The sequence below is a fragment of the Snuella sedimenti genome, assembly GCF_016428595.1.
GTDB lineage: Bacteria > Bacteroidota > Bacteroidia > Flavobacteriales > Flavobacteriaceae > Snuella > Snuella sedimenti.
On the sequence record NZ_JAELVQ010000013.1, the window covers coordinates 75,405 to 101,398 of the forward strand.

The following is a 25,994-nucleotide window of genomic DNA, read 5'->3' on the forward strand; positions in this document are numbered from 1 at the left end:
TCAAGTATTAACTCTGTTAATGTTCGGAGGGCAATTTACAAAATATTCATATATAAATCATTTATTTAAAAATAAAACACTCGATAGGTTATATATTTCATTTTAATTCATAAACTTTAAAAATCTTGTACATTTACGGTATCATTTTTAATTCAACCAATTGGATATGATCATTATTTTTGGCGATTAACATTGCTTTTTTTCCTCCTTTGAGCCTAATTTCTTTCATCTTTTTCACCTCTCCTTTTATCATTAATCCACTTTCATAGGGCATAAAAGATTTAAATTTTCCTTTTCCATCACCTTGCATATAGAGTCCGTATGAGGCATCGTTTCTCGGTGTTTCAACTTCCGATCCATACAGATTGCCAGCAAATACTAAATCTAAATGTCCATCTTGATTTATGTCATCTTTAAAAATGGCGTTTACGGAACTTATTTGCAACCGTTTTTCAAACGGTTTGAACATAAAACTTCCACCTGTATTTTCAAGGTAACTGGTAGAAAAATTTATTGCTTTTAGCTTAAGGGATTCTTCAAGGGCTTTGGTAGAATACACATCTGCCAAAGAAGCCTTACCAAAAGAGTTGTAATCTTTAAACTTAATCGCAATTGCAGGAATTTGTTGAGAAGAGCACGATCTTCCCCTTAAAGGGTATTCTGTACCTTGCTGTATGTAACTTAATACAATATCGCTTTTATTATTTCCATCATAATCATTCATGTAAATGTTAAACGGTTCCTTTTTAGATGCTTTGTATTTATAATTATTTCCAAGATTACCAGCTACTAAATCTATATCTCCATCATTATCAAAATCAGCTGCTTGTATTGTGTTCCACCAGCCTGTATTTTCGCTTAACCCAAATTCATTGGTTTTGTTTGTGAGAAATGCACCTTTATTGTTAACTAAAATTGTTATGGGCATCCATTCCCCCGTAACAACCAAATCGGCATAATCATCTTTGTTTATATCAGTCCAGACCGCATCAGTAACCATTCCTATGTTTCCTTCTTCTTGACCCAACTTATTGGTTATATCAATAAACCTAATGGAATTACTATCACTAACATTTTCCAACAACACCGATTTACCTGATAAGGGATAATTTCTTGGTGAGAGTCTTGTGCCTATGAACAGATCTTGATCACCATCTCCATCTATGTCGGCATTTCTTACTACAGATCCGCTTTCAAATATTAGGGGAAGAGCTCCTTCTGATTTAATAAAATTTCCATCTCCAGAATTTATGTACAATCTATCTTGATACAATGGGTCTTGTGCTTTAAATTCATTTCCCCCGCTAACTACATATAAATCTATATAATAGTCATTATTGGCATGAAAAAATATAGCATCTACATCTTCATAGCCTTTTTCCTTATTAAATAACTCCAAATTCGACTTGTTAAAAGTTCCTCTTTCGGTTTGCAAAAACAACGCTGCACTATATCCTTTTGCTCCTCCTATATAAAAATCTTCCATTCCATCATTATTAACATCCCCAACGGCCAATGCGGGTCCAAACTGGGACATTTTATGAGGAAGGAGTACTTGATGCCTAAAGTCATCAAAAACATTTTCGGTGTGCTTGACATTTAATGAAACTTGAGAAGTGATGTCTTTAAAAATTTTATCGCTTTCTACTTGGTTATATTCTGGTTGTTCAACTGCATCAGAATAATTGGCCACCAACGTTTGATTGGGTTCTATATTGTGAAAAGTTTGTGTCCTGCCATCTGGCCAAGCAACTTCTACTTTATCTATATTTATATTGCTCTTACCTAAACCAAAATGTAACAAAGGCTCTACGGAAGATTGAAATCCTCTTGTTAAGGTAAATTCTTGATATTGTATGTTTTTATCTTGGGTTATTGTAATTTTTGAACCCAGACCAAATAAATTTCCGTTTTTGCCATTTAACTTTACTTTTAAATAATTTGTTTTTTCCTGTTCTCTGGAGTTATTTCTGTATATAGAGCATAAATCGTCAATATTACTGACCACTAAATCTAAGTCCCCGTCATTATCCAAATCACCATAGGAGGCGCCGTTAGACCAACCTAAAAAGTTAATTCCCCATTCTTTAGCAATAGCTTTAAAATTCAAATTCCCTTCATTTTTTAAAGCATAGTTTTCTATTTTTTCCTCTGGCATTTTTTTTACCCAATCGTAATAATGCTTTACCTGATCCTTATCTTTATTCATTTCCTTAAAAAAATCTTTATTATTAATTTCTCTTCGGGAACCATTTGTAATAAAGAAATCTTTTAGTCCATCATTATCAAAATCAGCTATCAATGGAGCCCAACTCCAATCGGTTAATGCCGCATCTGCCAAATAGGAAACATCTCCGAATTGGGGTAGGCCTTTTTCATCTTGTCCCTGATTCAATTGCAGCACGTTTTTCATATACTGATAGTACATACCATTATTCACCATAGCCCAAAAAGCATCAACTTCCATACTTCCCATATTGGCCTTGGATCTAAAGTTGTCTTCTGGGGTCATATCTACTTGGAAAATATCGAGCAAACCATCATTGTTTATATCTGCTGCATCTACCCCCATACCATAAAACGCTGTATGGTTAGTAACTTTTTCTATTTTATTACTGAATGTACCATCTCCATTGTTAAAGAAGAAATAATCTGGTGTTGCAAAATCGTTAGAGACATATAAATCCGGATAACCATCTTTATTAAAATCGCTTACAACTACACCAAGTGATAAACCAAAGCGCATAATTCCGGATTCTACCGTCTTATCCACAAATTTACCATCAATATTTTCATAAAAATGATCACTACGCTCTGGTGTAATAAACCGCATTAATTCTCTATAGTTTAAAATACCATTTCTAGTATCGGTAATTGGATAATTAAGAACGTATAAGTCTAAATCACCATCTAAATCGTAGTCAAAAAAAACAGATTGGGTACTGTTCCCTTCATCTGCTATTCCATACTCTTCGGCAGATTCTGTAAATGAAACCTTCCCTCCTTGGGCACCATTATTAATATAAAGTAAATTTTTTGTTATAGTCCAATAACCTGCTACTGACACATATATATCCAACCATCCATCATTATTAACATCGGCCATGGTTACACCTGTAACCCATCGGTCGTCACCTGTAACATTAGCAGATTCGGATATATCCTCAAATTTAAAATCGCCTTTATTCAAATACAACTTATTATCTACCATATTACCTGTAAAATAAATATCCTGTAAACCATCATTATTAACATCTCCTATGGCAACCCCACCCCCCATATAAAGATATTTATATAAAAAGTAGTTGATGGAATCTGACTCTGTTAAATTATTGGAAAAATGGACACCCGAATGCTCAGGCTTTATTAGGGTAAATAACTTTTCTTTGCCTTTCGGTCCACAGGAAACCATTAAAAACAAGCTTATTATACCTAAAAGGACTATTTTCTTCATCACTTACTTATATTAATTTTTAGTTACAAATTTTAACGCATCATCATTCAGTGCAAAAAGTAACATGGGTTTTGACTTCCCATTAATGTTTATCTTAGTTATTTTTCTAATTTCTCCTGAAATATTTAAGCCAGATTTATACATAGGCACAGGCAAAAAACCACCATGACCGTCACCTTTCATAAACAGTCCATAACTGGCATCGTTCCTAGGTGTTTCTACTTCAGCATTATATAAGTTACCACCTATAATAACATCAAGGTTATCATCTTTATCAAAATCATCTATTAAAATATCGTTAATAGATGATATTTGAGCATGCTTGGGTAATGGATGAAATTTAAAATGACCTTTTCCAGTATTTTCAAAATAAGCAGATTCGAATGTGTTGGCTTCGTAACTTACAGCTTTATTTAAATTTTCAGCACCATACACATCAATCAGAGAAGCTTTACCAAAGGCATCGTAAGTTTCAAATTTCTTTTTAATAAATGGCATTTGTTGAGAAGAACATGAACGTCCTCTTAGAGGAAACAAATTGTTGCCTTCGTAGTAACTTAAAACTATATCTAAGGTTCCTGTTTTATCAAAATCACTAGCATATATCTTAAATGGTTTTTCAGGAATTGCTTTGTATTTATAATTAGAACCTAAATTACCTACTATTAAATCTAAGTCCCCGTCGTTATCAAAATCAGCTGCCTTAATTGTATTCCACCATCCGTTGCTCAAATTTAATCCAGCTCGATTTGTAATATCTTTAAACCCTTGGTCTGTATTTAGAAAAGCTTTTACAGGCATCCATTCTCCGACTATGAGCAAATCCTGCTTACCATCTTCATTCAAATCGATTGGTAATGCATCTGTAACCATACCAATACTTTCTAGATCCTGAAATAGCTCTTTGGATACATCCTTAAAGGCAATGGTTTTTCCATCACTTTCATTTTTTAACAGGTAGCTATTTGTTGGTAAAGGGTATTTTCCGGGGGTTTGTCTGCCTCCCAAGAACAAATCCAAATCACCATCATTATCAAAATCAAAAGCCCTAACACAAGAGCCACTTGAATTTATTGCTGGTATACTTTTATTACTTTGAACAAGAACTCCATTATTGTTTAAATAGAAATTATCTTGGTAGTAGCTAGAGGACATGTCTTTTTCATTTCCTCCACTAACTACATATAAATCTAGGTCTCCATCATTATCGGCATCGAAAAAAACAGCATCGGTATCTTCTCTATTTTTTTGGTTGTTAAATACAAGATCTTGTTCTATTTTAAAAGAACCATCTGGGTTTTGAAGATAAAGATGAGAGGTTTGCCCAAGAGCACCTCCTAAATAAATATCGTCCAATCCATCTCCATTAATATCTCCTATAGCAATTGCTGGACCTTGTTGGGACATTTTATGGGGCAATAGGATTTCTCTCTTAAAATCGTTATACTCATTTTGCTGATGTTTCCAATAAATTGGCGATTCTTCCTTACTTAGTGTTTTAAACTGCAAACTAGTATTTAATTTATTAGGTGTATTATTTTTAGCTTCGCTATAATTTAAAACTATATCCTGATTTGCCTTTATATTGATTAATTGTTGGTGTTTTCCATCTGGCCAATTAACAATTAGTGTATCGATGCTGTCTATATCTCCTATACCAAAATGTAAAACATTCCCTATTGCTGATTGAAATCCTCTGGTAGTATAGTTTTCCTTTGTTTGATTGCTTTCTTTAGTTTTTACTGTTACTCGGGCACCTACGCCTTTAGTGTTTTTATTATTCCCTTTAAAATGCAGCTTCAAAAAATTTCCTCTGTCTTGTTCTCGAGCATTGTTTTTGTAAATTAATGATACATCATCGGCATTATTAACTACAATATCCAAATCGCCATCATTATCCAAATCTGCATATGCTGCCCCATTGGAACTAGTGGGTAAACTAGAAACCCAAGATGTGCTCATATCAGAAAAAGTAAGGTCACCATTATTCTTAAAAAAATAGTTTTGTTTTTTCCGAGTGGGCATTTCATCTAAAATATTATTTATATAGGTATCTCTGTTTTGGTTATTTATTTTTTCTTTTCGGTTTCTTTGTTTAATAATAAAGTCATTATTTCTAAAGTCTTTTTTTATACCATTTGAAACAAAAATATCCTGTTGCCCGTCGTTATCCATATCAAAAATTAATGGTCCCCAGCTCCAATCTGTACTTGCCACTCCAGCTAATTGTGCCACATCTGAAAAGACAGGTGTACTATTTTCTCCAATAGTTCCATTATTAATTTGTAATGCATTATACATATATTGGTAGTGAAGCCCTTTTTTTACAACATCTCCAAACTTATCGGGTTCCATTGCACTCATACTTGTTTTTATTGTATAATTATCGGCTGCCATCATATCTAAAGAGATAAAGTCCATCCATCCGTCGTTATTTATATCTCCGATATCTGTTCCCATGGAATAGAAAGACACATGTTTAATAGATTGATTGGCTACATCTGTAAACTTGCCATTTTTATTGTTTAAATAAAGAAAATCTTTTCCTTCATAATCATTGGCTACATATATATCTGGCCAGCCATCATTGTTTAAATCACCTATTGAAACTCCCAGTCCATAACTTAATCTGTTAATGTTTGTTATTCCAGCCTTTTTGGTTACATCATAAAACTTTCCATTATTATTCTGGTAAAGTCTATCTCCTGTAACAACGCCTTCTTTTTTAATAAGTTTATTAACATCTTTGTAATCAAAAGGAGATGTGTAATGATTTATAAGGAACATATCTAAATCTCCATCTAGATCATAGTCAAAAAAAGCGGCCTGAGTAGAACACATATCAATATCTAAGTTATATAGTTCGGCCTGCTCTTTAAATGTTGGTATACCATGTTGGTTTGGGCCATGGTTCACCCATAATTCATTTTTCCGTTTTGTAGGATCATCATATTTTCCTGATTTAGAAATATAAAAATCCATAAGTCCATCATTGTTGATGTCTACGTTAGTTACTCCTGTCCTATAACCTGAGGAATACACCAAGCCCGATTCTTGCGTTATGTCTTTAAATTTCAAATTTCCATTATTCAGGTACAATTGGTTTTTTCTTAAACTTGAAATAAAAAGAATATCTTGAAGTCCATCATTGTTAACATCTGTTACAGATACCCCTGCTCCGTTATAGTAGTACTCATAGAAAAAGCCATTCATGTCTGGTGTTTCTGTTAAGGCATTAATAAACCTTATACCCGACTCCAAAGGATTTAGCATTGTATACAGAACTTGTTCATCCTCATTGACAGATTTCTTGTCAAACTTATTAGGGTATTGTTTACCATTATTATGTTCTTCATTCTTTTTACATGTACAAACCAATGTTAAACATAATGTTAAACCTAAGATCTCCTTAATTCTCATAAAATAATATTGAATTAAATAAGGTAGGGCATAAAAGCCCTACCATTAAATAAAATAACTCAAAAAACTAACTCAAAAGTTTTAATATCCAGGGTTTTGCTCCATAGCGTTGTTAGTTGCTTTTATCTCACTATCTGGTATAGGCAATAGTAACAGCTTATCGTCCCAAGCTCTTATGGCTGATTCTGGGACAAGTTTTGTACCATAACTATATACCAATGTTCCATCACTATGTTTCTCTATATCTACACCATATTGTGGTTTACCCATTACTTCTGAACCAATTTTCCAACGACGAATGTCATTAAAACGGTGACCTTCCATAAACAGTTCTACCGCACGCTCTCTCTGATACGCTTTAAGTAAATCACTACCCGTTACCGTATTTGGGATAGGAGGCATATTAACTCCGTTTCTAGCCCGAACCGTATTAATAGCCGCCCGTGCTTCATCTTCATTCCCCAAGAAAATTTGAGTTTCAGCATAATTTAAATAAAACTCCGTTTTTCTAAATTTAATATCAGGCGTATATTCCGTAGGTATCTCAACAGTGGCTCCTTGAGATGGGTCGGTGTTTTTAGATATTGCATAATTTGTCTTAGAAGGCTCATGGGCGTTTACTACACCATGATGCGTATCTAAACCTCCTCCGGTTTGCTCTCGAGAACCTGGCACACCATTACCATCATCAGTATACTCGATAAAATACTCAACCTCTCTTCCTTTCCATACTTTTCCATTATATATGATAGACGCATGAAAACGTGGATCTCTATTCTCATAAGGGTTTTGTGGATCGAAAATTGAATTTGGATTAGGTGTTACACCATCTGCTAGCATAGGCAATTCACCATCTGTTGTTTCATACATGTTAATAAACTCTTGCGTAGGTGCTATTAAAGCCCATCCTGCATATCCATTTGGCCACAACATGGTATTGATCCCAGACCAACCACCTTGGTTCACTTCTTGATTATACTCCCTTGTAAAAATAATTTCATCATCTAATGGTGAATTTTTTTCAAAAATAGCAGCATAATCATCACCCATAGGGTAAGAACTTAAATCCATCACAGCTTTATTAGCAGTAGCAGCAGCATTCCATTTTGACTGATCGTTAGAAGGGTTAAACAACGGACTTGCCGCATATAATAATGTTCTACCCTTTAAGGCCATCGCTGCAGCTTTGCTTGCCCTAGCTTTTGGTGCATCATCTTTTAAATTAGGTATAGCGGTGTCCAATTCAGAAACGATAAAAGCCACAACTTCGTCTACTGAATTCCTCGGAATATCAAAATTCTCTTCAGATATTTCCATCCTCCTATCCATGATAGGAACACCTCCATACCAGGATAACAATTCAAAATGATAATAGGCTCTTAAAAAATGCATTTGAGCAGTGAACTCTTCTGTCTCTGAGACTGGCAAACTAGAATTTTCAATTTTAGCAAAATAGGTATTTGCATGCCTTAAACCATCATAATATCTATTCCAAGTTCCTCGAGTTGTACCTTCTCCATTGGTTGCCTCAATTCTATTTTCTACATATTCGGCAACACCATGTCCATTTGGTAATTTCCAACTAACCAAATCTGTCAATACTTCAGTTCCTATTCTGTTTTCTCTATTTATGTTAGGTAACCATGCATATCCTGCATTAACATAGGCTGTTAACAGGTTAACATCATTAAAAACATTTGTTTCTGAAATGGCATCAAGTGGTTGGAGATCTAAAGCATCTTCATTACAGCTTGTAACAAAGAAACCAATTGTTAATAATATTAAATAAACTTTTTTCATATTACACTTTTTTTAGAATGTTACATTTAAGCCAAGATTAAACGTCTGGGTATTTGGAAAATCCCATGTAAGATCATTTGTCGACTCCGGATCTGAAAACCCAAGGTTCGCATTTTTGTCAATTGTAATCAAGTTGTAACCACTTATATATATTCTTGCATTATTAATCCCGATGGATTTAATGGCCGATTCTGGTAAGGTATAGCCCAATTCTAAGGTTTTTAAACGCAGGTAATTGGTTCTAAAAAGAAAAAAGTCTGTATCTCCATTTATTCCTTCAGTAGGCGCCGGCCAAGGTGCATCTATATTATTAGGATCCCATGTATTATTTGCATAAGAAGCGAAACCATTATTTCCTCTACTAAAAATAGTTCTATAAGGCTTATAACCTCCTGTTGCTCCCTGCCACAACATGTTCATGTCGAAATTCTTATAATTTAGTTGTCCCGTAATACCATAAAAGAAATTAGGGTTTTGCACCGACCTAATGCGTTGTCTGTCTGCTCCAGTAATTTCACCATCACCATTCGTATCTTCCACCATAATACTACCCAAGCGGTCCCCTGGACGTGTAGGGTTATTATCTAAATCGGCTTGGGTTCTAAATATTCCTATAGCATGATAGCGAAGGGTAGACCCAAAAGGTTTTCCTGTTAAATTTTGGTACTCTTCATCAAAAGGCGGTTCATCGAAATTAGTGATCTTATTTTCAGAGTATGCCACATTTCCTCCAATTGAAAACTCTAACTCCCCAATATTACTTCTGTAATTAAGCTCCAACTCATACCCCTTATTTTCCATAGTTCCAATATTTAGATTTGGAGGGTCGATTCCAGTAAAATTAGGCAATGTAAGGTTAGGTTGTGCCAAAATATCCCTAGTATTCATTTTAAACACAGCTGCTTCCAAAAAAAGCTTGTTATTAAATAAAGAGGCTTCGACTCCAAAATTAGTTGTAGCGGTTACTTCCCAAGTAACATCTGGATTAACAGATCCACTCTCTCTTATACCTGGCACCGTTACTCCATTAACGACAGTACTGTTACCGCTTCCGAATGTGGCTAGATAATTAAAAGCGGATATCCTATCATTTCCTAATTCTGCCCAAGATGCTTTTAATTTCAAACTACTTATAGTTTTACTGTTCTTTAAAAAAGCCTCTTCAGAAACCATCCATGCCCCAGAAACTCCTGGGAAAAATCCAAAACGTTGACCATCTGCAAAATTTTGAGACCCCTCATATCTAAACACAAATTCTGCAAAATATTTATCCTTAAAACCATACTTTGCTCTACCTGAATATCCAATTCGCGCAGATTCCGAAGCTTGTCCAGCAGCATAGGAAGCTGTTCTTGAAGGCCCTCCAGAACTTAAATACGGTGACGCTGCCGATAAATAATCGTCATTCCCTGCAGAAAACCAATCGGTTCTACCTGTTATATGCTCAACCTGTGCCAAAAGATCAATATTATGATGCTCTGCAATGGTTCTGGCATAATTTGTACTAAAATTAACTGTATACAACTTATTTCTATTGTATCTTTGATCTAATCTCAAAAAACCTTGAGTCACTTTAATTGGCTCACCAGTAGAATCCGGGTTTTCTTGATACCATTCCCATGGTTGCACCCAACTTTTTGCTAAATCTGTAGCAACAACTGCCGATCCAAAACCAGCTATGGATAAACCTTCCACTCCGGGTATTTTATAATTAAATTTAATTCTAGCACTTAAATTTCTACGCTCATTATCATTGAATGACCCACCTTTTAATGTGGCAATGGTACTCTGCCCCAATCTACCTCCTGCTGGATACCTCGGGTCATCATTTATATAAAAAGGGAAAAATGGCTCCGTTAATCCAGCGGTTTGAATGGCTCCAGAAAAACCATACCAGTTTTGACGCACATCTTGCTGCCTCATAGATAAGTCTACACCAAAATCCAATCTATCACTTGCTTTAATATCTAGGTTAGATCTCAAATTATACTGCTTATTTTCTCCAATATCGTCATTTCTGTAAGCGGAACCCTGTTGGAAATACCTTGCAGAAACAAAATATTTTACATTTTCGGTACCTCCTCTTACAGATAAGTTATTATCAGTTTGACTGGCAAAATCCTTATAAGCCACATCTGCCCAATCGTATTGTTTCATTGCACCACTTGTAATATCCGCGATTTCGGCATCCGAGAATTCCCTAGTATAGTTTGGATCCCATCCAGAATTACGCCAGTTTAATCTATTTAAATAGGTCGCATACTGTAAGCCGTCTGCAAAATTAGGCACACCTATTGGTCTTGCGAACCCTAGATTAGTAGAAAAATTAAATTGAGGTTTACCTGTAGTTCCCCGTTTAGTTGTTACTAAGATTACACCATTTGCAGACCGAGCTCCATAAATTGCCGCCGATGCATCTTTAAGTATAGATACACTCTCAATTTCATTAGGATTCAATCTATCTAACCCATCGGCATCTGCCACACCGTCAATTACAATTAACGCTGCATTACTACCAAAAGTTGCATTACCTCGAATAAGAATTTCAGAACTTTCTCGGCCTGGTTCTGCCGAACGTTGGTTGATTACCAGACCTGGCACTCGTCCAGTAAGGGTATTTGTTAACGTTGAAATAGGGGCTTGAGTTAGGTCTTCTCCATCTACTTGGGAAACCGAAGTTGATAATTCCCTTTTTCGTTGTGTACCGTAACCTACAACTACAACTTCGTCAAGTCCAGTTGTATCTTCCTGAAGAACAACAGATATGTTTGTTTCTCCACTAACTGAAACCTCTTGGGTTGCAAAACCAATATAGGATATTACCAAAGTTGCATCACTGTTTGAAACTTCAATAGCAAACTTACCGTCAAAATCTGATTGGGTTCCATTATTGGTTCCTTTCTCAAGTATGGTCGCTCCTGGTAAAGGAACACCTCCTACATCTGTAACAGTTCCAGTTATCTGATATTGAATTACATTTTCCTTAGACTCGACATTATTAACTACTTTTTTTGTTAATAAAATCAATCTATCATATAGCTCATAATTAATATCTGTATCCTTAAATAAGGAACCTAAAATATGAGCTATTTTTTTATTTTTAAAGTTTAATGTGACCAAGCGATCCAAGTCTACCGAATTCGACTCATACACAAAACGAAATTCAGAAACAGATTCTATTTCTTTAAAGACGTTTTCTAAACTTACATTTTCAAGTTCTACTGATATCTTAGTAACTTGAGAGTAGGTATTTGCTTCAACTTTAAATAGTGAAATTATCAAAAGTAAAGTCGTTAATTTCATTTTTAAATCAATTTTGGGGAGCAAACGCATACATCCCCTAGTTATGAGTTTTTTTTTCATAATTTTGTTTTGGATTGAATAATTAGTCAGTTGTTTAATTCACTTTATAAAAACGGAAAGTGCTGAATCCACTTTTCGTTTTTTCTTGCTTTTAATGTACTTTTTTTTAATTCATAGGCGTATATTTTAATTAATTACAATTTTGTTATCTACTTTTTCCAGCGAAAAAGGGTATATCTTACTTATTGCAGATAGTATTACCTCAATACTTTCTAACTCTACATTGAAAGATGCATTAAAGCGTTTATCTTTTAGCAGCTCATTATTTACCTCTATTGAAACATTATATCGTCTTTCTAATTTTTTCACCATATTTATAAATGGTGTATCCCTAAAAATCAGGTCGCCCTTAATCCATGATGTATATATATCTACATCTACGGAACTTTTAGTAGCCAGACCTTCCTGTTTATTCCATGAACCTTTGTAACCTGGGGTCAAGGTAAAGCTTTTGCTTTCAGTATTTTTATAAGATAATTGAACTTTACCTTCAACCAGAACAGTATGTTCTTCATCATCTTCAGGGTAAGAAGACATATTAAATTCGGTTCCCAAGACCTGAACTTCCATATTATTGGAAGAAACCACAAAGGGATGCTCTTTATCTTTAGCTACTTTAAAAAAAGCCTCTCCTTCCAAAATTTGAACTTCCCGCTTATGGCCTGATAAAAACCTTACGGGGTATTTCAACCTTGTCCCTGCATTCAAATAAATTAGTGTGCCATCAGACAATTCCAAATTAAAAATCTTGTTACCAAAAGGAACATACAATTCATTATAAACCAATCCATTGATTTCAGAATTGACGTTATAACTTAACTTATTTTTCTCTTGTACACTCAAAACGCTTCCCTGAGAAGAAATGAACTCCTTATTTTCTTCTTGATCAATAACACTTACACCTTGAGATGAAATCAGTTTAACCGAATTATTGTCAACCGGCTCAAAAACTATTTCTTGAATATGGGGTTCTTCTTGTATTTCATTTGAAAAATTATCGGAAAGGAAATAAACAGACAAAAACAATCCAACAAAAACGACCGCATACTTCAACGATACCTTAATGATATCTCTATTCTTCTTCTTTAAGATAATTTTGCTTCTAAATTTATCCCATTCTTCTTCCTTATCTATCGAGTTCAAACAATCTAGAGCATCTTTTACCAAATGTTCCTGAACAAGGGCATTTATTAAGCTTTGCTCTTCGACAGACAAACTTTGGAATAACTCGCGATTAATTTTCTTCGTATTATTATACGACTCCAACAAGACTTTAATTACATCAATATGCATTGGTTCAACTTTCTGTAATCCTAAATCTTTTACTTTGCCATTAAGTATTTAGATCTTCAGATCGATTTAACGTTTATACATATATAGTTGTAATTTTTTAAAAAAAGGGTGACAGGTTTAATGTTTTTTTTTACAATAATGTTAAAGAACATTCTAGACATTTTATTTATATGAAAGCATCAACCTGCTATTATATTTAAATTTTTATTTTATATTTGAAAATTCCTAAAGGGATTTTCTTTACCTACTTATTTGAAAAAAATTAATAATTATGTTATTACAAAATGACGCTTAAATAATTTCTATAAAATAAGATGTCCGATTCCAATAAATATTTGATGATAGAACGCTACTTTAAGGAGAACCACACTTACCTTACAGTTCTGTCCTTTAAAATTGTTAAGGACAAGGATATCGCAAAAGATATAGTGCAAGAGTTCTTTTTACATCTATGGAACCGAAAAGACTTGTTTGTTTTAAACACCTCTTTTAAAGCTTATTCTACAAAAGCCATAAAAAACCTAAGCGTAACTCATCTTGAGAAATCTAAAAAAGAAAAACTTATAATAGAACAACTGAAGGTAGCCAAAGTAAAAAGGCATGAAGATTTTCAGATTCCAAGTTTTAATTCCAAAATTCTTGACCTTCTTGATAAACTCCCTGAAAAGAGACGGAAAATTCTTATTTCATCTATTATCCATGGACAAAAATATTCTGATATAGCTGAAGACAACTCAATATCAATAAACACAGTGAAGACCCAAATAAAAAGGGCATATACATTTTTTAAAGAAAATTATAATTACTCCAAAGCTCTTTTTATATTAGCGCTTTACAACTTATAACTCCTCGATGGCAAGTAATAATTAATTGTTGTTCCGTTATTAATCTTAAAACTTACTCTTTTTGTAGATTGTTAATCCCTAAATTTTTATAAATATTTGCTACAGCTTCAAATAATTTATTAATGATTTTATCTGAATCAAGAAGTTCTAGTAATTGCCCTGAAAGTATTGTTACAGCTAACACAGCATTAACATTTATTTCGGGAATATAGATTGGCACTCCAATATCGATAACCCCTTTAGCATTTTGACTTTCATTTATAAGATAGCCTTTTTCTTTAATTAAATCTATTTCTTCAAAGTAAAGGGATTTCTCTTTTTCTGTTAAATCAACAAATCTTGAATCCCTTTTTAAATATTGCAATTGTTCTTCCTTACTTAATTGAGATAATATAATATATCCTGAAGTCGATCCATATAAAGGAAATTTACTACCTACTTCAACAGAAAGTGAAACTGGACCAGGGCCAGAACATTGTGAAATGATCAAAAATTCACCGTGGTTTAGAATAGATATATGGCATGATTGCCTTGTAAAAGCCGCCAATTTCTGCATTGGATATAATGCCGCAATTCTTAACGAATATAAAGGAGGGTGTCTATGTGCCAAATAATACAATTTTAACGACAGTTTGTATTTCCCGGAAACTTGATTTTTTACTATATATCCTCTTTCCTCCAAACACACCAACATTCGATAAATTTCGTTCTGTTTCTTATTAACTCCTAAAGCTATTTCGGTTTGCGATTGGTCTATAGCCTGTTCAGAAAGATATTCGATGATATCTAACCCCTTGTCTAAAGCTGGAGAATTATATTTGGTCATTATGAATAATTAAAAATTAAGGGACAATTAGAAAACAATATTTTTAATAAAAACTTTAAAATTAAGAAGATTTTATTCAGAATATATCAAAAATATAAAAATGTAATAAATTAAAGTTTTTAACAAATTCTAGCTATGAAATTAACGATCAATTGTCAATGTAATTAAAACACTTTTATTAACCAAGAATAAACAAATTTAATTTTAAAACATCGCTATTTGGATAAGGTTACAAAACCACAGACAATATTTTCCAATCATTTAAAAATTGCCTATAAAGAGGATAAACAAATAACTTTGTCTGCGGAGAAAATAAGCTTTCTGATAATGAAAAAGAGAAACTGTTTTCATTAAATGACAATATACTTTATCATCCCAGTGCTCTATATGTTTATTTAAATGTGTAATGTACTGTTTTTATTGGTGCTTAGCATTATTATTTTAGAGGACGCATTGAATTTGAAGCATTAATGCTGATTAAAAATGAACTAAATTTTTCTGAATAATACTGAAGATTTATTGAGCAAACAACCAACAAAATCATCCTTAAAATAAATGTATAGGACATAGTAATCAAGTAGAAAAAAAGTAGCTACACCACTAAAACTGCGATTAAATAAATTTAGTACTCAGTTGAAATAGTAGTCAAATATTAATTTACGATGACCAGGGCTGCTTTCATATATCCCATTGCATAAGCCATACCAGCATACCAAGAACCGTCACAAGACATCTGTGGCGTATGATCGGGAATCAGTACACCTTTAAAATTGTTCTTTTTAAGAATTCTTATAATTTGCACCATATCAATATCACCTTCATCTACAAATACTTCTTTATAGTTAGGCACCTTACCTACAACGTTTCTAAAGTGGATATAGGCTATTTTATTTTGACTGCTATACTTTTCGGTAGCTTCGTATACATCGCCATCAGTCATTTCTGCAATGGAACCTAAACAAAACTCAAGTTGGTTGCTTTTGCTTGATTCCATATCAATAAGCTTCTGATATAGTTGGGGCTGATAAACCAATCTAGGTGTATTTCTAACATATGGCATTGGAGGATCGTCTGGATGGGCTGCCATTTTAACCCCAGCTTCTTCTGCTACTGGAATAATATTTTTTAAAAAGTATTGTAAACGACTCCATAACTCTTCATGAGTAATTTTTGGAACTATGCCTTCTATGGCATTTTCATCATATACCATGTTCCAAACCATTCCTTTTGGTATTGGGGTTTCATCAACTTTTCCTTCCATTCCAACAGAAATAGCGCCGCCTCTTGCATAAGCCCCTACAGTTCTACTTGAAACTCCTGCTAACGAAAAATTATATCCAAAAACTGGAATCCCAGCTTGTCCAACAATTCTAATTTGTTCTTTTATAAGCTCTATTTGAGCTTCTTTTTTAGGACCATCTAATAAAACATCATACCACATGGCAGGATCAAAATTTTCAATCCCTTCCAATTCTAAACCATAACTATTAATTTCTCTTTTTATTTTCAATAAATACTCTAAACTCCATAGTTTTCCATCACCTGCCTTACCCCATCCTTCTTTTTCACCAATGGGTTGATTTGCATTTTCTTTATTGTTTTTTTCATGACCAAAATAATCTACAAGATGTATAATTATATGTGTTGCCCCACATTGTCTAGCAAAACGGTAATGGGTATCATTAAGCATGTGCTTATATAATCCAAATCCTAATTTCATTTATTACTAACTTTTATATTGTTGACAAATCTGTAATTAATCCTTTAATTCCCAATGTACTTACATAAACTGAGAACAATAAAATTATGCTCAATAAAACATAGTCATAAATGCGATTTACATGGTTACCCATCAATACTTTTTTAGAGGTGAGATAAAATATACAGGCTATGGTAATTGGAAGTATTATTACAATACATGCCTGAGACAATATTAGCACAAACACAGGCTTAAAGCCAAAAACAACACCAAAAACACTTATAACGGATAAGAAAAACAAAATAATTCTGTATTTTTTTGTTTGTGTCTTTCTTTCTTCATTTTTATAATCTATAATTAACCACGGAATTACCAATAAATTTGGCAAATGAGATGATAAACCTGCAGCAACAATACCTATAACAAACACACTCAATGCTTCTTTCCCTGCAATGGGTTCCAGTAAAGGTACCATTTCTGCTACATTGTTCATAGTTAATCCTTGTACGTGTAATGTTGTAGCTGCCGTTATCATGACTGCTGCACTTATAAAAAACATCATGGAGGCGCTCACCAAGGCATCCCGCTTCTGTATTTTGTCATCTTCTATTTTCCAACCTACTTCTTTTACTATTTGTGAACGGATAATAAATGCAAATACCGAAACTGTCGTTCCTACCATTCCCGATATAATAATTAAAGGACTGTTTTCGCTTCCTTCAGCGGTTTCTGGGAGTGAGGGCATTAAACCTTTAGCCAATTCTTCCACAGACGGGAAATTGATGAACATTGTAGCTATGAATGCCGTACCCATAATGGCTACGAATACCGCCAGTACTTTTTCAAAAAAAACATAGTCCCCTATCCACAGTAGTATATAAATGCTTATAGCTATAATTATTGCCCACACTAAAGGTGTTATACCAATATCCAATATACCAGTAGACCAAACCGTCAACACATCTGCCAAAACACCAACCAAACCCATTAAAGCACTAAATATAATTATGGATAGTGCTGCTATTAAAATGATGGTTATGCCAGGGTGAATGTGTGTTTTTATTCCTTGAATAATGGTTTCTCCCGTAACCATAGTATATTTACTAAACAACACAATAAGGTAATAGGTTATTAAACAACTAATAAGCACGGTCCATAAGAGGTCTAAGCCAAAATTAGCTCCTGCCTTGGACATAGAGGTAACACTTCCTGTACCTACATTGTATCCAATCAGGAAAATCCCAGGTAATATACTGGCTATCAGTTTTTTTAATTTTGACATTGCTTACCTTTTAAAATAATTTATTAAAACCCAATCGAGTTTCCACCATCTACTGGCAAGCATATACCAGTTATAAATTCTGAAGCATCGGAAGCGAGAAACGCTGCAGCTTTTGCAATATCTGAAGGCGAACCAAAACGTTGGGCGGGAGTTCTGGAAAGGATTTTCCTTTCACGCTCTGGATCTTGTGCCATGGCATTACGAAACATTTTTGATTCTATAAAACCGGGTGCTATGGCATTGAACCGCACCCCTGTATGCGAATACTCTGAAGCCAATGTTCTAGTCATTCCAAGAAGGGCCGTTTTAGAACTACTGTAAGCAACAACTAATGGAATCCCATAAAGTGCGGTCATGGAACTTATGTTGATTACAGAACCTTTTTTTCTGGTAATCATATACTTAAGCACCGTTCTTGTAAGGACAAAAACACTATTTACATTGGTATCCATTATTTCTTGAAATTCCCCATCGGTAGCTTCCAAAGATGGTTTTTTGGAGTGGCGCCCCGCATTGTTTACCAGAATTTGGATAGCGCCAATTTTTTCCTCTATGGACTGTACCAGATTTTCATGTTCTTCCTTTTTGGTAACGTCGTTAGTAAAGTAAAAACAATTTGCCCCCAATATTGTCTTTGCCTCCTCTAATTTCTTTTGGTCACGTCCGGTGATAACGACCTTAGCTCCTAGGGCTATAAACTGTTTTGCAATTCCAAGACCTATGCCTGAACCACCTCCGGTTATCAAGGCAACCCTATCAGTTAAATCGACTATGTTTTCTATTTTATTCATTATAGTTTAAATTGTATTGCTAAAAATCGAAATATTCATTGGCATTATTATAAGAAATATCCTGAACCATACGCCCCAGAAATTCAATATCGTTTGGAAGTTCACCGTTTTTAACATCATTGCCTATTATATTACATAATATTCTTCTAAAATAGTCGTGTCTTGAGTAAGACAAAAAACTGCGGGAATCTGTAAGCATACCAACAAACCGACTTAATAGCCCCTGATTGGATAGGGTATTTATATGCTTCTCAATTCCATCTTTTTGGTCCAAGAACCACCATCCAGCTCCATACTGCATCTTACCTGGCACCGATCCGTCCTGAAAATTACCCATCATAGTAGCCACCATTTCGTTATCCTTAGGATTGAGATTATAAACAATTGTTTTGGTCAACTTTTCTTTTTCTTCCAATCGGTTGAAAAACTCTCCCATAGAAACGGCATAAGGAAAATCTGAAATGGAGTCGTAACCACATCCTTGTCCTACATTGCTTACCCCTCTTTTGTTTACATCTCGAAAGGCTCCTATATGGTATTGTTGTACCCATCCTTTTTCATAATTCCAAATGGCAAATTCATACAAGAGGGCACTCATAAATTTTTTCTGATCTTCGGATGTCAATTCTTTCCCCAATCGGATTTTTAAAAATATTGTTGAAAGCTCTTTTTCGGTATAGGCTTCAATTGGAAAGGGAAATTCCAATCCATGATCTGCAAGCCTGCAACCTCTTTCATGAAAATAATTATGTCGAGACTTAAGTGCCTCTAAATAATCGGGATACGAACTAATAGAATTTGAACTAATTTCTTCTAAACGTTCTATATAGCTGTTAAACTCTTTTGGTTCTCTTACATCCATTGCTTTGTCTGGACGCCACGCCATAGATACTTGCAATTCCATTTTGCTCTGTACAATGTGCTGATGCCACTTTAATGAATCTATTGGATCATTTGTTGTGCAAACCTTTTGAACATTAAAACTTTTCAAAATATTTTCAACAGACAGCTCTCCGCTACTTAGTTTTTGAGATGCAGTATTATAAATACCCTCAGCCGTATTTTTATTTAGAATGTCGTCAATTCCAAATGGCTTTTTCAGTTCTAAATGTGTCCAATGGTACAAAGGATTTCGCATAGTATAGGGAACAGTTTCTGCCCATTTTTGGAATTTTTCCCAGTCTGTTGCCTTTCCAGTAATGTATTCTTCTGAAATGCCATTTGCACGCATGGCTCGCCATTTGTAGTGATCGCCTTCTAACCATATTTGAGTGAGATTTTCAAAAATTCTGTTTTCAGCAATTTCTTGAGCTTCTATGTGGCAGTGATAATCAATAACAGGCATTTTGGATGCATACTCATGGTATAGATTTTGTGCCGTTTTGGTTTGCAACAGGAAATTCTCATGTACAATTGGATTTTTCATTTATCTATACTTTATTCCAAATTTCTTGAAAGGATCTGGTCCTTACCAACACCTTGTGCTTAAATTCTTTATAAATAATTACTTTTCATTATTCCATTAAATAGCCCTCCAAAATGCGTACTTCAAAGGGCTCTAATTCAATTTCTTTGGTTTCATTGGTATTTATAATGATACTTTCTTTTTCCTTGTCTTCATTCCAAAGGCTTTTAAACTCAAAATTGGAATGTGCTTCTTTTGGAAGTTCAAAGACTTCTGCTAGGTTTAATGTGAATTTTACTTTTTTATCACTGGGGTTTCTAAGGGAAATAATCCCTTTTTCCTGAGTCCATGAAGCAAAGCCATATGTTTCTAAATTAATGGGACTTCCACCAATCCAATGCGTGTCTTCCAAAATGGTTTCGTTGGCTTTTGCCCATTTAGCCCCCTCTGCGACTACGGCCCAAAACTCAGGTTTCATTTTATTGTAACTTATATATAATTCCTGCAAGCTAGATCCGGCTGCAAAGGAGGAATATACCATATCCTTAAAATCGTCCAGGTTATCATTAACATATCTTGAGGGGTGTCCTAAATTGGCGTAGGCTATACCAACTGTCATTATTGAATTGAGAGGATAAAGAGGCGCCCTGTTTACAATATTATTATGTAGTGTCCCATCTCTATAGGTCATCATTTTTTGCGTGGTACTGCCCACGCCGGCTTGATGTAAGTCACCCGCTCCCCGCCATATACAATCGGCATATTTGAGCCAAAAGGGCGAAGGCCATGTGCCTACGGTAATATTGACATAGACATCTGGATTTGTTTTTCTTAAATTGGAAATGAGTTTTACCCCAGCTTCCATATCTGGAAGGTATTTTGGTTCTGAACCTCCAAAGCCATCAAATTTAAAGTAGTTGACTTTGTAATTGGCCAACATATCGGTTGCCCGTTCCAAAAAACGATTGTAATAATTTTTACCGGCAAGGCTTAAACCTTTATCATTTGTTTCCAGGCCTTCCCTTTTTGCAGATGCCACCCTTCTGTCCTTGTTTTCTAAATAGCCTCCAAATGGCGACATCCAAACCCCAATTCCCGAATTGTATTCTTTGCAAAGCTTGGCCTGACTCTCAAATCCGTTTGGAAACTTTATAGGGTCGAAATACCATACGTTGTCCAAATCGTCCCAACCATCATCAAAAACAAATGCATCCAGTTTTATGTTAAAGGGTTTTATAAATTTTTCGTTCCAGGCATGCATGCGTTCCGTAAGCTGCTCCGAAGTAAAACTGGACGCGCCATCATCGGTAATGTCCCACCAACAGTTATAATGCAAGAACTGTTTGTAGGGTCTGGCCCTTTCCTTTTTTATATAGTCACTAAAAAATCTCCTTTTTTGATTTTCAGGAAATATGCCAATTACAGCCCATTCAGAAATATTTTCAGAAGGCTTTAACTCGTCTTCCCGATTTACATAAAAGTTTAAAATATTTGGGATCTTCTTATAGATATGAAAGGTGCCTGAAGCATTTTCTGGTTGATCTATACTGGCCTTCATCTCATATTTGGCATCTTTTGTATAGGATTGCAACTCCAATTTATAAAGGCTGCTTCCTCCAATGCCATTTAATATATGCTTGTCCTCGGTTACTATTTCACCGTTTTCAAGAAGGGCTATAGAATTGATATTGAACTGGTCTGGACCACCTGCATGTTCATAGGAAACCACATAGGCTCCAGCACCATCTATTATATTAGATATATCGACTTGAGGCACACCAACATCGCCTATGGTTCTAACCAACAAGGCTTTGCTTTGGGCTATGGGGTGTTCCATTCCAAAATAGAAGTTCTTATATATTATGGGCGATCCCAAAACCGACCCATCATACCATGCGCCCTGGAGTGTGCCGTCAAAGAAAGTTATTTTCTTAATCTTTACCGCCGTATGGATTGCTTCTATCTTTATATTTTGCTTGATGTAATTGGCTCCTTCCCTTAATTGGGCAGCCCATTGGATTGCAATATTGTCGTCCCTCGAAATGAGATTTCCCGAAATTTCCTTTCCTGAAAAAGACAAGGCCTTGTTTGGTAAACTATCTGTAGGTTTCAAGGTTATTAAACTCAAAGGTTCTTGAAGTTTAAAATCTTTATTACTGAAATTTTCACCATTTTCCAATTCAATATTAAAAAGGGTAATATTTTTTAAATTGACTTCGGTACCATCATAGTTATTGGCTACTTTTTCAAGTTCTATAGTACTGTTTGCCTTGCTCCAAACAGCTTCGATAGCTTTATTCTTTAGAATGATTTTGTCCCCATCAATTTCAGAATGGACAATTCCAGGGGAATTAGTTTCTAAAACCGCAGATGCTGGGTTGGTTTCCTTTTTGCAAGTGAATAGAAGCAACACAGATACCATACCTATTATCCTTATAATGGAATATTTTTTTTTAGCACCCATACTATTGTTTTAATAATCTTTCCACAAAAGTTTTAGCCACAGGGTTAGTACTTAGCCTATGGTTTAACTGTAATTGGCAAACTGTAAATGTCCCTTTACCGTAATTCATTTCGGCAACGGCAAATGCTCCTCCTTTATCTCCTATCCAATTCGTATTACCACTTAAAAGAATGGGGTTCCAATCTTTATTTAAAAGCATTATGGTACTTAGAAATGGCGATACTAAATCTTTGGATTCGTCATACCAAAATTTAAAATCATTGGGTTTATTGTCCTTAACCATAGGATGGTCTGTTTGGGGCGACACGAAATAATAGCTTCCCATTGCCGTGTTTTCTATTTTTATATGGCTTTTTGCTATGGAATAATCGCCTTGTTCCAGCTCCATAAAAACGACTTTCTTACCATTATGCACCAAATCATCGATTTCGTCCTTATGCTGTAGGTACCAACCAAAATGATCTATAATAATCGTATTGGCACTGGTGTAATCTTTTTTAGGATTTACTTTTAATTCGTCCAATAATGGCAATGCTATGTTTTGTTCTGCTTTGGTGGCATAAACGCTTGCAGGCCATGTTACCTGATTTGGAAATACTTCTAAATCTACCGTAGATTCACTAATTCCTTTACCGTTTTCATCAAACAATGCTAGTCTTAACAAAAAGGAAGTCCTCTTGTTTACTTCTGGTAGTTTCCTATTTATATATCCTTGAAACTGTGAGGCATTTTCAGCAAATTTTGCATTTATTTTATTTGAAAATACAATGCGCTTTCCTTTTTCCAGTTGGTACTTTAAGGTATAATTTTCTGGAATTTTATTTAAATCATTACACAACCAAGCCTCAACTTTTAATGCTTCACCTGAATAAAAATGATACCTGTCCGTTCTTAAGCTTGCCATTAAAGGTTTTAGAGCATCTCTATAGGTGAAAAATGCCTTTTTGGGCTGTCTGTCTACATCCATTATAGTTTTCATCCAGCCTGCCGGCCAAGCGTCTATAAATAAATGAATGGCAAATGAAACCATATCTGAATTACGCCTAAACGATTCGGTGGTTAGTTTTGTTGCCCATGCTTGGTGTGTTTGGCTGGCTTCTATCCAATCCTTTACATTGTCCTGCGTATTGAACCACATGTAGTGAAAACGATGGGTCTGTGCTTTTGAAATCCAATTGGCGTTCCACGTTTTTTCTTCGGCTTTGCTTTGTGGAAGCCATGATGCTGGATAGTATTTTTCCATGACACTGTAATTATCCAGTCCCTCTGCGCCAAACTCGCCACAACCATAAAACCAACCGGTTTTTATGTATTGCCAATAGCCTTTGTGCAGTTCGCCCAGACCCAATCCGTGTCCATTGTACCAACCATTGTAACAATGGCTATCGGGCAGTCCTGGCGACGGTGGATCGTAATCGCCATCACTTGATTTAATTACCCTATCGGGGTTTGCCATTAGTACGGCCTGATCGCAGGCTTTGTATAGTTTCATATAGCCTTCGGCATCTCCTATTTGGCGTTGGGGAAATCCTTCTCCGTTTGGAAAACGCTCGTTCATATAGGTTATCATAATATTGCTTGGGTGATTGCGTACCAACCGTTCCATTTCTCCTGCCTGCTTCACTATCTCTGCCCATTTGTTGGGACGTACACCTCCAAATAGAGGAAGGTCTGTTTGGGTCATCAAGCCCAGTTTATCGCAATACTCATAAATTTCGGGTTGTACCGGGCGCTGTGTTAAACGTAAAAAATTCATGTTACAAATCTTTGCCAGTAAAATATCGTCTATTAACTGGTTCCAATCTTTATTTTTTACATCGACTTGCAAAAACCCCATGGTATTTGCCCCCCGTAAACGGATTTTATTTCCATTTAAGTACATGGTACCTTTTGGGACACTTATGGTATCCATAGTAAATGAACGCATACCAAATTGTTGCTTTTTGGTATCTGTTAATTGCTTATCTCCATCGAATAGTTTTACCTGTAATTGATACAGCCAAGGGGTTTGGTTGTTCCAAATTTTAGGATCTTTGATATCTACCGTTAATTTTAAATAATTTTTTCCATAGCCCATTTTTAGAAACTTTTGCTTACCATCGTTAGGTTTATCTAAGTCTCCAATGCCTTGAATGAATTTTGTGCTAGGTTTGTATTCGAACTCGGGTACAACGGTTGCTTTAAAATTTTGTCCAAAAACGGCTATTTTGGCTGTTATTTCTTTGTAAACTTCATAAAAATTATTGACCTCCAACCAAATTTCGGCCTGTTGCTTTTCCAATAGGGGACGAACAAATGTATCGTTTATGTGTAGGTTTTCCCGAGCTTCAATGTAACAGTCTTGATATATGCCCATACCATCGGCAATGTGCCATCCCGTTTCAGGGTCGTCATAACCTACACCTGTTCCTGTAAAGATTTTATCACCATATACCCTAACGCCATTTAGGTCATTACTCCCTGTCATATTATAATCGCTTTCTACCTTAACGAGTATGGTATTTTCTCCAAGTTTAGCATGTTTCGTAAAATTGAACTCGAACGGGGCAAACATGCCTTCGTGCGTTCCTTGTAAAGCTCCATTTATAAACACAGAAGCTTTATAGTCTACGGCTCTGAAACATGAAAACAAGCTGCCTTTGTCCAACATTTCCTGGGTCAGAACAAAAGTTTTAAAATAATAAGTTACTGCACGACCACGTGGTGGGCCAAAATGGGGCATCTGTACTTTTTCCCATTGTCCTTTACCTTTTAGGGTTTCCGTGAAATTGGAGACATCTTCACTGGTTTCTTCTCTCCAACTAAATTCGGTTAAAGGAATCTTTATTCTGGTCGTCTTTAATTCCGGTGCTTTGTTATCCATAAAAGGAACAAACTGCTTCCTGAACTTTAAAAGCTCTTCCTTAAGCTCATCTGCCGTATCCATACTATGGATAGGCTTGAATGCCGCAGATGGGGTATTTGCTACAGGTAAATATTCTTCGGGCAAAGCTTTTGGCACCTTTTGCTCTAATAAATGTAATCGTGTGCCCGAAACCATATTACCAATTTTGGCAAAATGATCCATTTTCTCCTGCGTATAGGAGTCGACTGTAATAACCAAGCAAACTATTACAGAAAGGAATGTGATCTTGTATTTTTTCATGTTATCTATAACCTAACCTATGTGGTATTAGTTTAATTCTATTATTTGAGTTTTTATATTAAAAACCCTTAGATTCATGGGCATTAAACCATAAACAACAATTCTGGTCTTTTAAAGCTAAACAAGTTCTGTTTTATTTTGATTTTAAAAAAGATGCCATTTACTACTTAAATAGCATCTTTTTCTAAATGTACAAACTAAATCAAA

The 25,994-nt window shown here is 34.9% G+C and carries 13 protein-coding genes; 1 reads left to right on the top strand and 12 read right to left on the bottom strand.

The window, feature by feature from the left end; genetic code table 11:
* Positions 1–133 precede the first annotated feature (133 nt).
* The 5 genes from JF259_RS11030 to JF259_RS11050 form a co-directional block, all read right to left on the bottom strand.
* A complete protein-coding gene (locus tag JF259_RS11030; protein ID WP_233164226.1) occupies positions 134–3,454 on the bottom strand; it encodes a VCBS repeat-containing protein in 3,321 nt (1,106 codons plus the stop codon).
* Between the two features lie 12 nt (positions 3,455–3,466).
* The gene (locus tag JF259_RS11035; RefSeq protein ID WP_199115386.1) at positions 3,467–6,874 is read right to left on the bottom strand and encodes a VCBS repeat-containing protein; all 3,408 of its coding nucleotides are present in this window, start codon (positions 6,872–6,874) and stop codon (positions 3,467–3,469) included.
* A gap of 81 nt (positions 6,875–6,955) precedes the next feature.
* A complete protein-coding gene (locus JF259_RS11040) occupies positions 6,956–8,674 on the bottom strand; it encodes a RagB/SusD family nutrient uptake outer membrane protein (protein WP_199115387.1) in 1,719 nt (572 codons plus the stop codon).
* Positions 8,675–8,686: 12 nt separating this feature from the next.
* Positions 8,687–12,037, bottom strand: coding sequence for a TonB-dependent receptor (locus JF259_RS11045; protein ID WP_199115388.1), 3,351 nt, complete (start codon positions 12,035–12,037; stop codon positions 8,687–8,689).
* A gap of 126 nt (positions 12,038–12,163) precedes the next feature.
* Positions 12,164–13,330 (bottom strand): FecR family protein, encoded by a 1,167-nt coding sequence (locus JF259_RS11050; RefSeq protein WP_199115389.1) that lies wholly within the window; start codon positions 13,328–13,330, stop codon positions 12,164–12,166.
* Between the two features lie 314 nt (positions 13,331–13,644).
* Between JF259_RS11050 and JF259_RS11055 the strand changes: the two genes are divergently transcribed.
* Complete coding sequence (locus JF259_RS11055) at positions 13,645–14,175, top strand: sigma-70 family RNA polymerase sigma factor (protein ID WP_199115390.1); 531 nt, start codon at positions 13,645–13,647, stop codon at positions 14,173–14,175.
* A 52-nt stretch (positions 14,176–14,227) separates the two neighbouring features.
* Here JF259_RS11055 and JF259_RS11060 read toward each other — a convergent pair whose 3' ends face one another.
* From JF259_RS11060 to JF259_RS11090, 7 genes are all read right to left on the bottom strand, one after another.
* Complete coding sequence (locus JF259_RS11060) at positions 14,228–15,001, bottom strand: IclR family transcriptional regulator (protein WP_199115391.1); 774 nt, start codon at positions 14,999–15,001, stop codon at positions 14,228–14,230.
* 652 nt (positions 15,002–15,653) lie between these two features.
* On the bottom strand, positions 15,654–16,721 hold the full coding sequence (locus JF259_RS11065; RefSeq protein WP_199115392.1) for a mannonate dehydratase: 1,068 nt from the start codon (positions 16,719–16,721) through the stop codon (positions 15,654–15,656).
* Between the two features lie 13 nt (positions 16,722–16,734).
* The gene (locus JF259_RS11070) at positions 16,735–17,982 is read right to left on the bottom strand and encodes an Nramp family divalent metal transporter (RefSeq protein WP_199115393.1); all 1,248 of its coding nucleotides are present in this window, start codon (positions 17,980–17,982) and stop codon (positions 16,735–16,737) included.
* A 23-nt stretch (positions 17,983–18,005) separates the two neighbouring features.
* Positions 18,006–18,773: an SDR family NAD(P)-dependent oxidoreductase gene (locus JF259_RS11075; RefSeq protein ID WP_199115394.1), complete on the bottom strand. Its 768-nt coding sequence runs from the start codon at positions 18,771–18,773 to the stop codon at positions 18,006–18,008.
* Positions 18,774–18,792: 19 nt separating this feature from the next.
* A complete protein-coding gene (gene uxaC, locus JF259_RS11080) occupies positions 18,793–20,199 on the bottom strand; it encodes a glucuronate isomerase (RefSeq protein WP_199115395.1) in 1,407 nt (468 codons plus the stop codon).
* Between the two features lie 88 nt (positions 20,200–20,287).
* Complete coding sequence (locus tag JF259_RS11085; RefSeq protein WP_199115396.1) at positions 20,288–22,642, bottom strand: alpha-amylase family protein; 2,355 nt, start codon at positions 22,640–22,642, stop codon at positions 20,288–20,290.
* 1 nt (position 22,643) lies between these two features.
* Positions 22,644–25,787: a glycoside hydrolase family 2 TIM barrel-domain containing protein gene (locus tag JF259_RS11090; RefSeq protein ID WP_199115397.1), complete on the bottom strand. Its 3,144-nt coding sequence runs from the start codon at positions 25,785–25,787 to the stop codon at positions 22,644–22,646.
* Positions 25,788–25,994: the final 207 nt, after the last annotated feature.

Bases quoted from the DNA above. Each gene is read 5' to 3' on its own strand.
- JF259_RS11085 (WP_199115396.1), bottom strand. From the start codon at position 22,642: ATGGGTGCTAAAAAAAAATATTCCATTATAAGGATAATAGGTATGGTA.
- JF259_RS11050 (WP_199115389.1), bottom strand. From the start codon at position 13,330: ATGCATATTGATGTAATTAAAGTCTTGTTGGAGTCGTATAATAATACG.
- JF259_RS11055 (WP_199115390.1), top strand. From the start codon at position 13,645: ATGTCCGATTCCAATAAATATTTGATGATAGAACGCTACTTTAAGGAG.
- JF259_RS11035 (WP_199115386.1), bottom strand. From the start codon at position 6,874: ATGAGAATTAAGGAGATCTTAGGTTTAACATTATGTTTAACATTGGTT.
- JF259_RS11030 (WP_233164226.1), bottom strand. From the start codon at position 3,454: ATGAAGAAAATAGTCCTTTTAGGTATAATAAGCTTGTTTTTAATGGTT.
- JF259_RS11045 (WP_199115388.1), bottom strand. From the start codon at position 12,037: ATGAAAAAAAAACTCATAACTAGGGGATGTATGCGTTTGCTCCCCAAA.
- uxaC (WP_199115395.1), bottom strand. From the start codon at position 20,199: ATGAAAAATCCAATTGTACATGAGAATTTCCTGTTGCAAACCAAAACG.
- JF259_RS11075 (WP_199115394.1), bottom strand. From the start codon at position 18,773: ATGAATAAAATAGAAAACATAGTCGATTTAACTGATAGGGTTGCCTTG.
- JF259_RS11040 (WP_199115387.1), bottom strand. From the start codon at position 8,674: ATGAAAAAAGTTTATTTAATATTATTAACAATTGGTTTCTTTGTTACA.
- JF259_RS11090 (WP_199115397.1), bottom strand. From the start codon at position 25,787: ATGAAAAAATACAAGATCACATTCCTTTCTGTAATAGTTTGCTTGGTT.
- JF259_RS11070 (WP_199115393.1), bottom strand. From the start codon at position 17,982: ATGTCAAAATTAAAAAAACTGATAGCCAGTATATTACCTGGGATTTTC.
- JF259_RS11060 (WP_199115391.1), bottom strand. From the start codon at position 15,001: ATGACCAAATATAATTCTCCAGCTTTAGACAAGGGGTTAGATATCATC.
- JF259_RS11065 (WP_199115392.1), bottom strand. From the start codon at position 16,721: ATGAAATTAGGATTTGGATTATATAAGCACATGCTTAATGATACCCAT.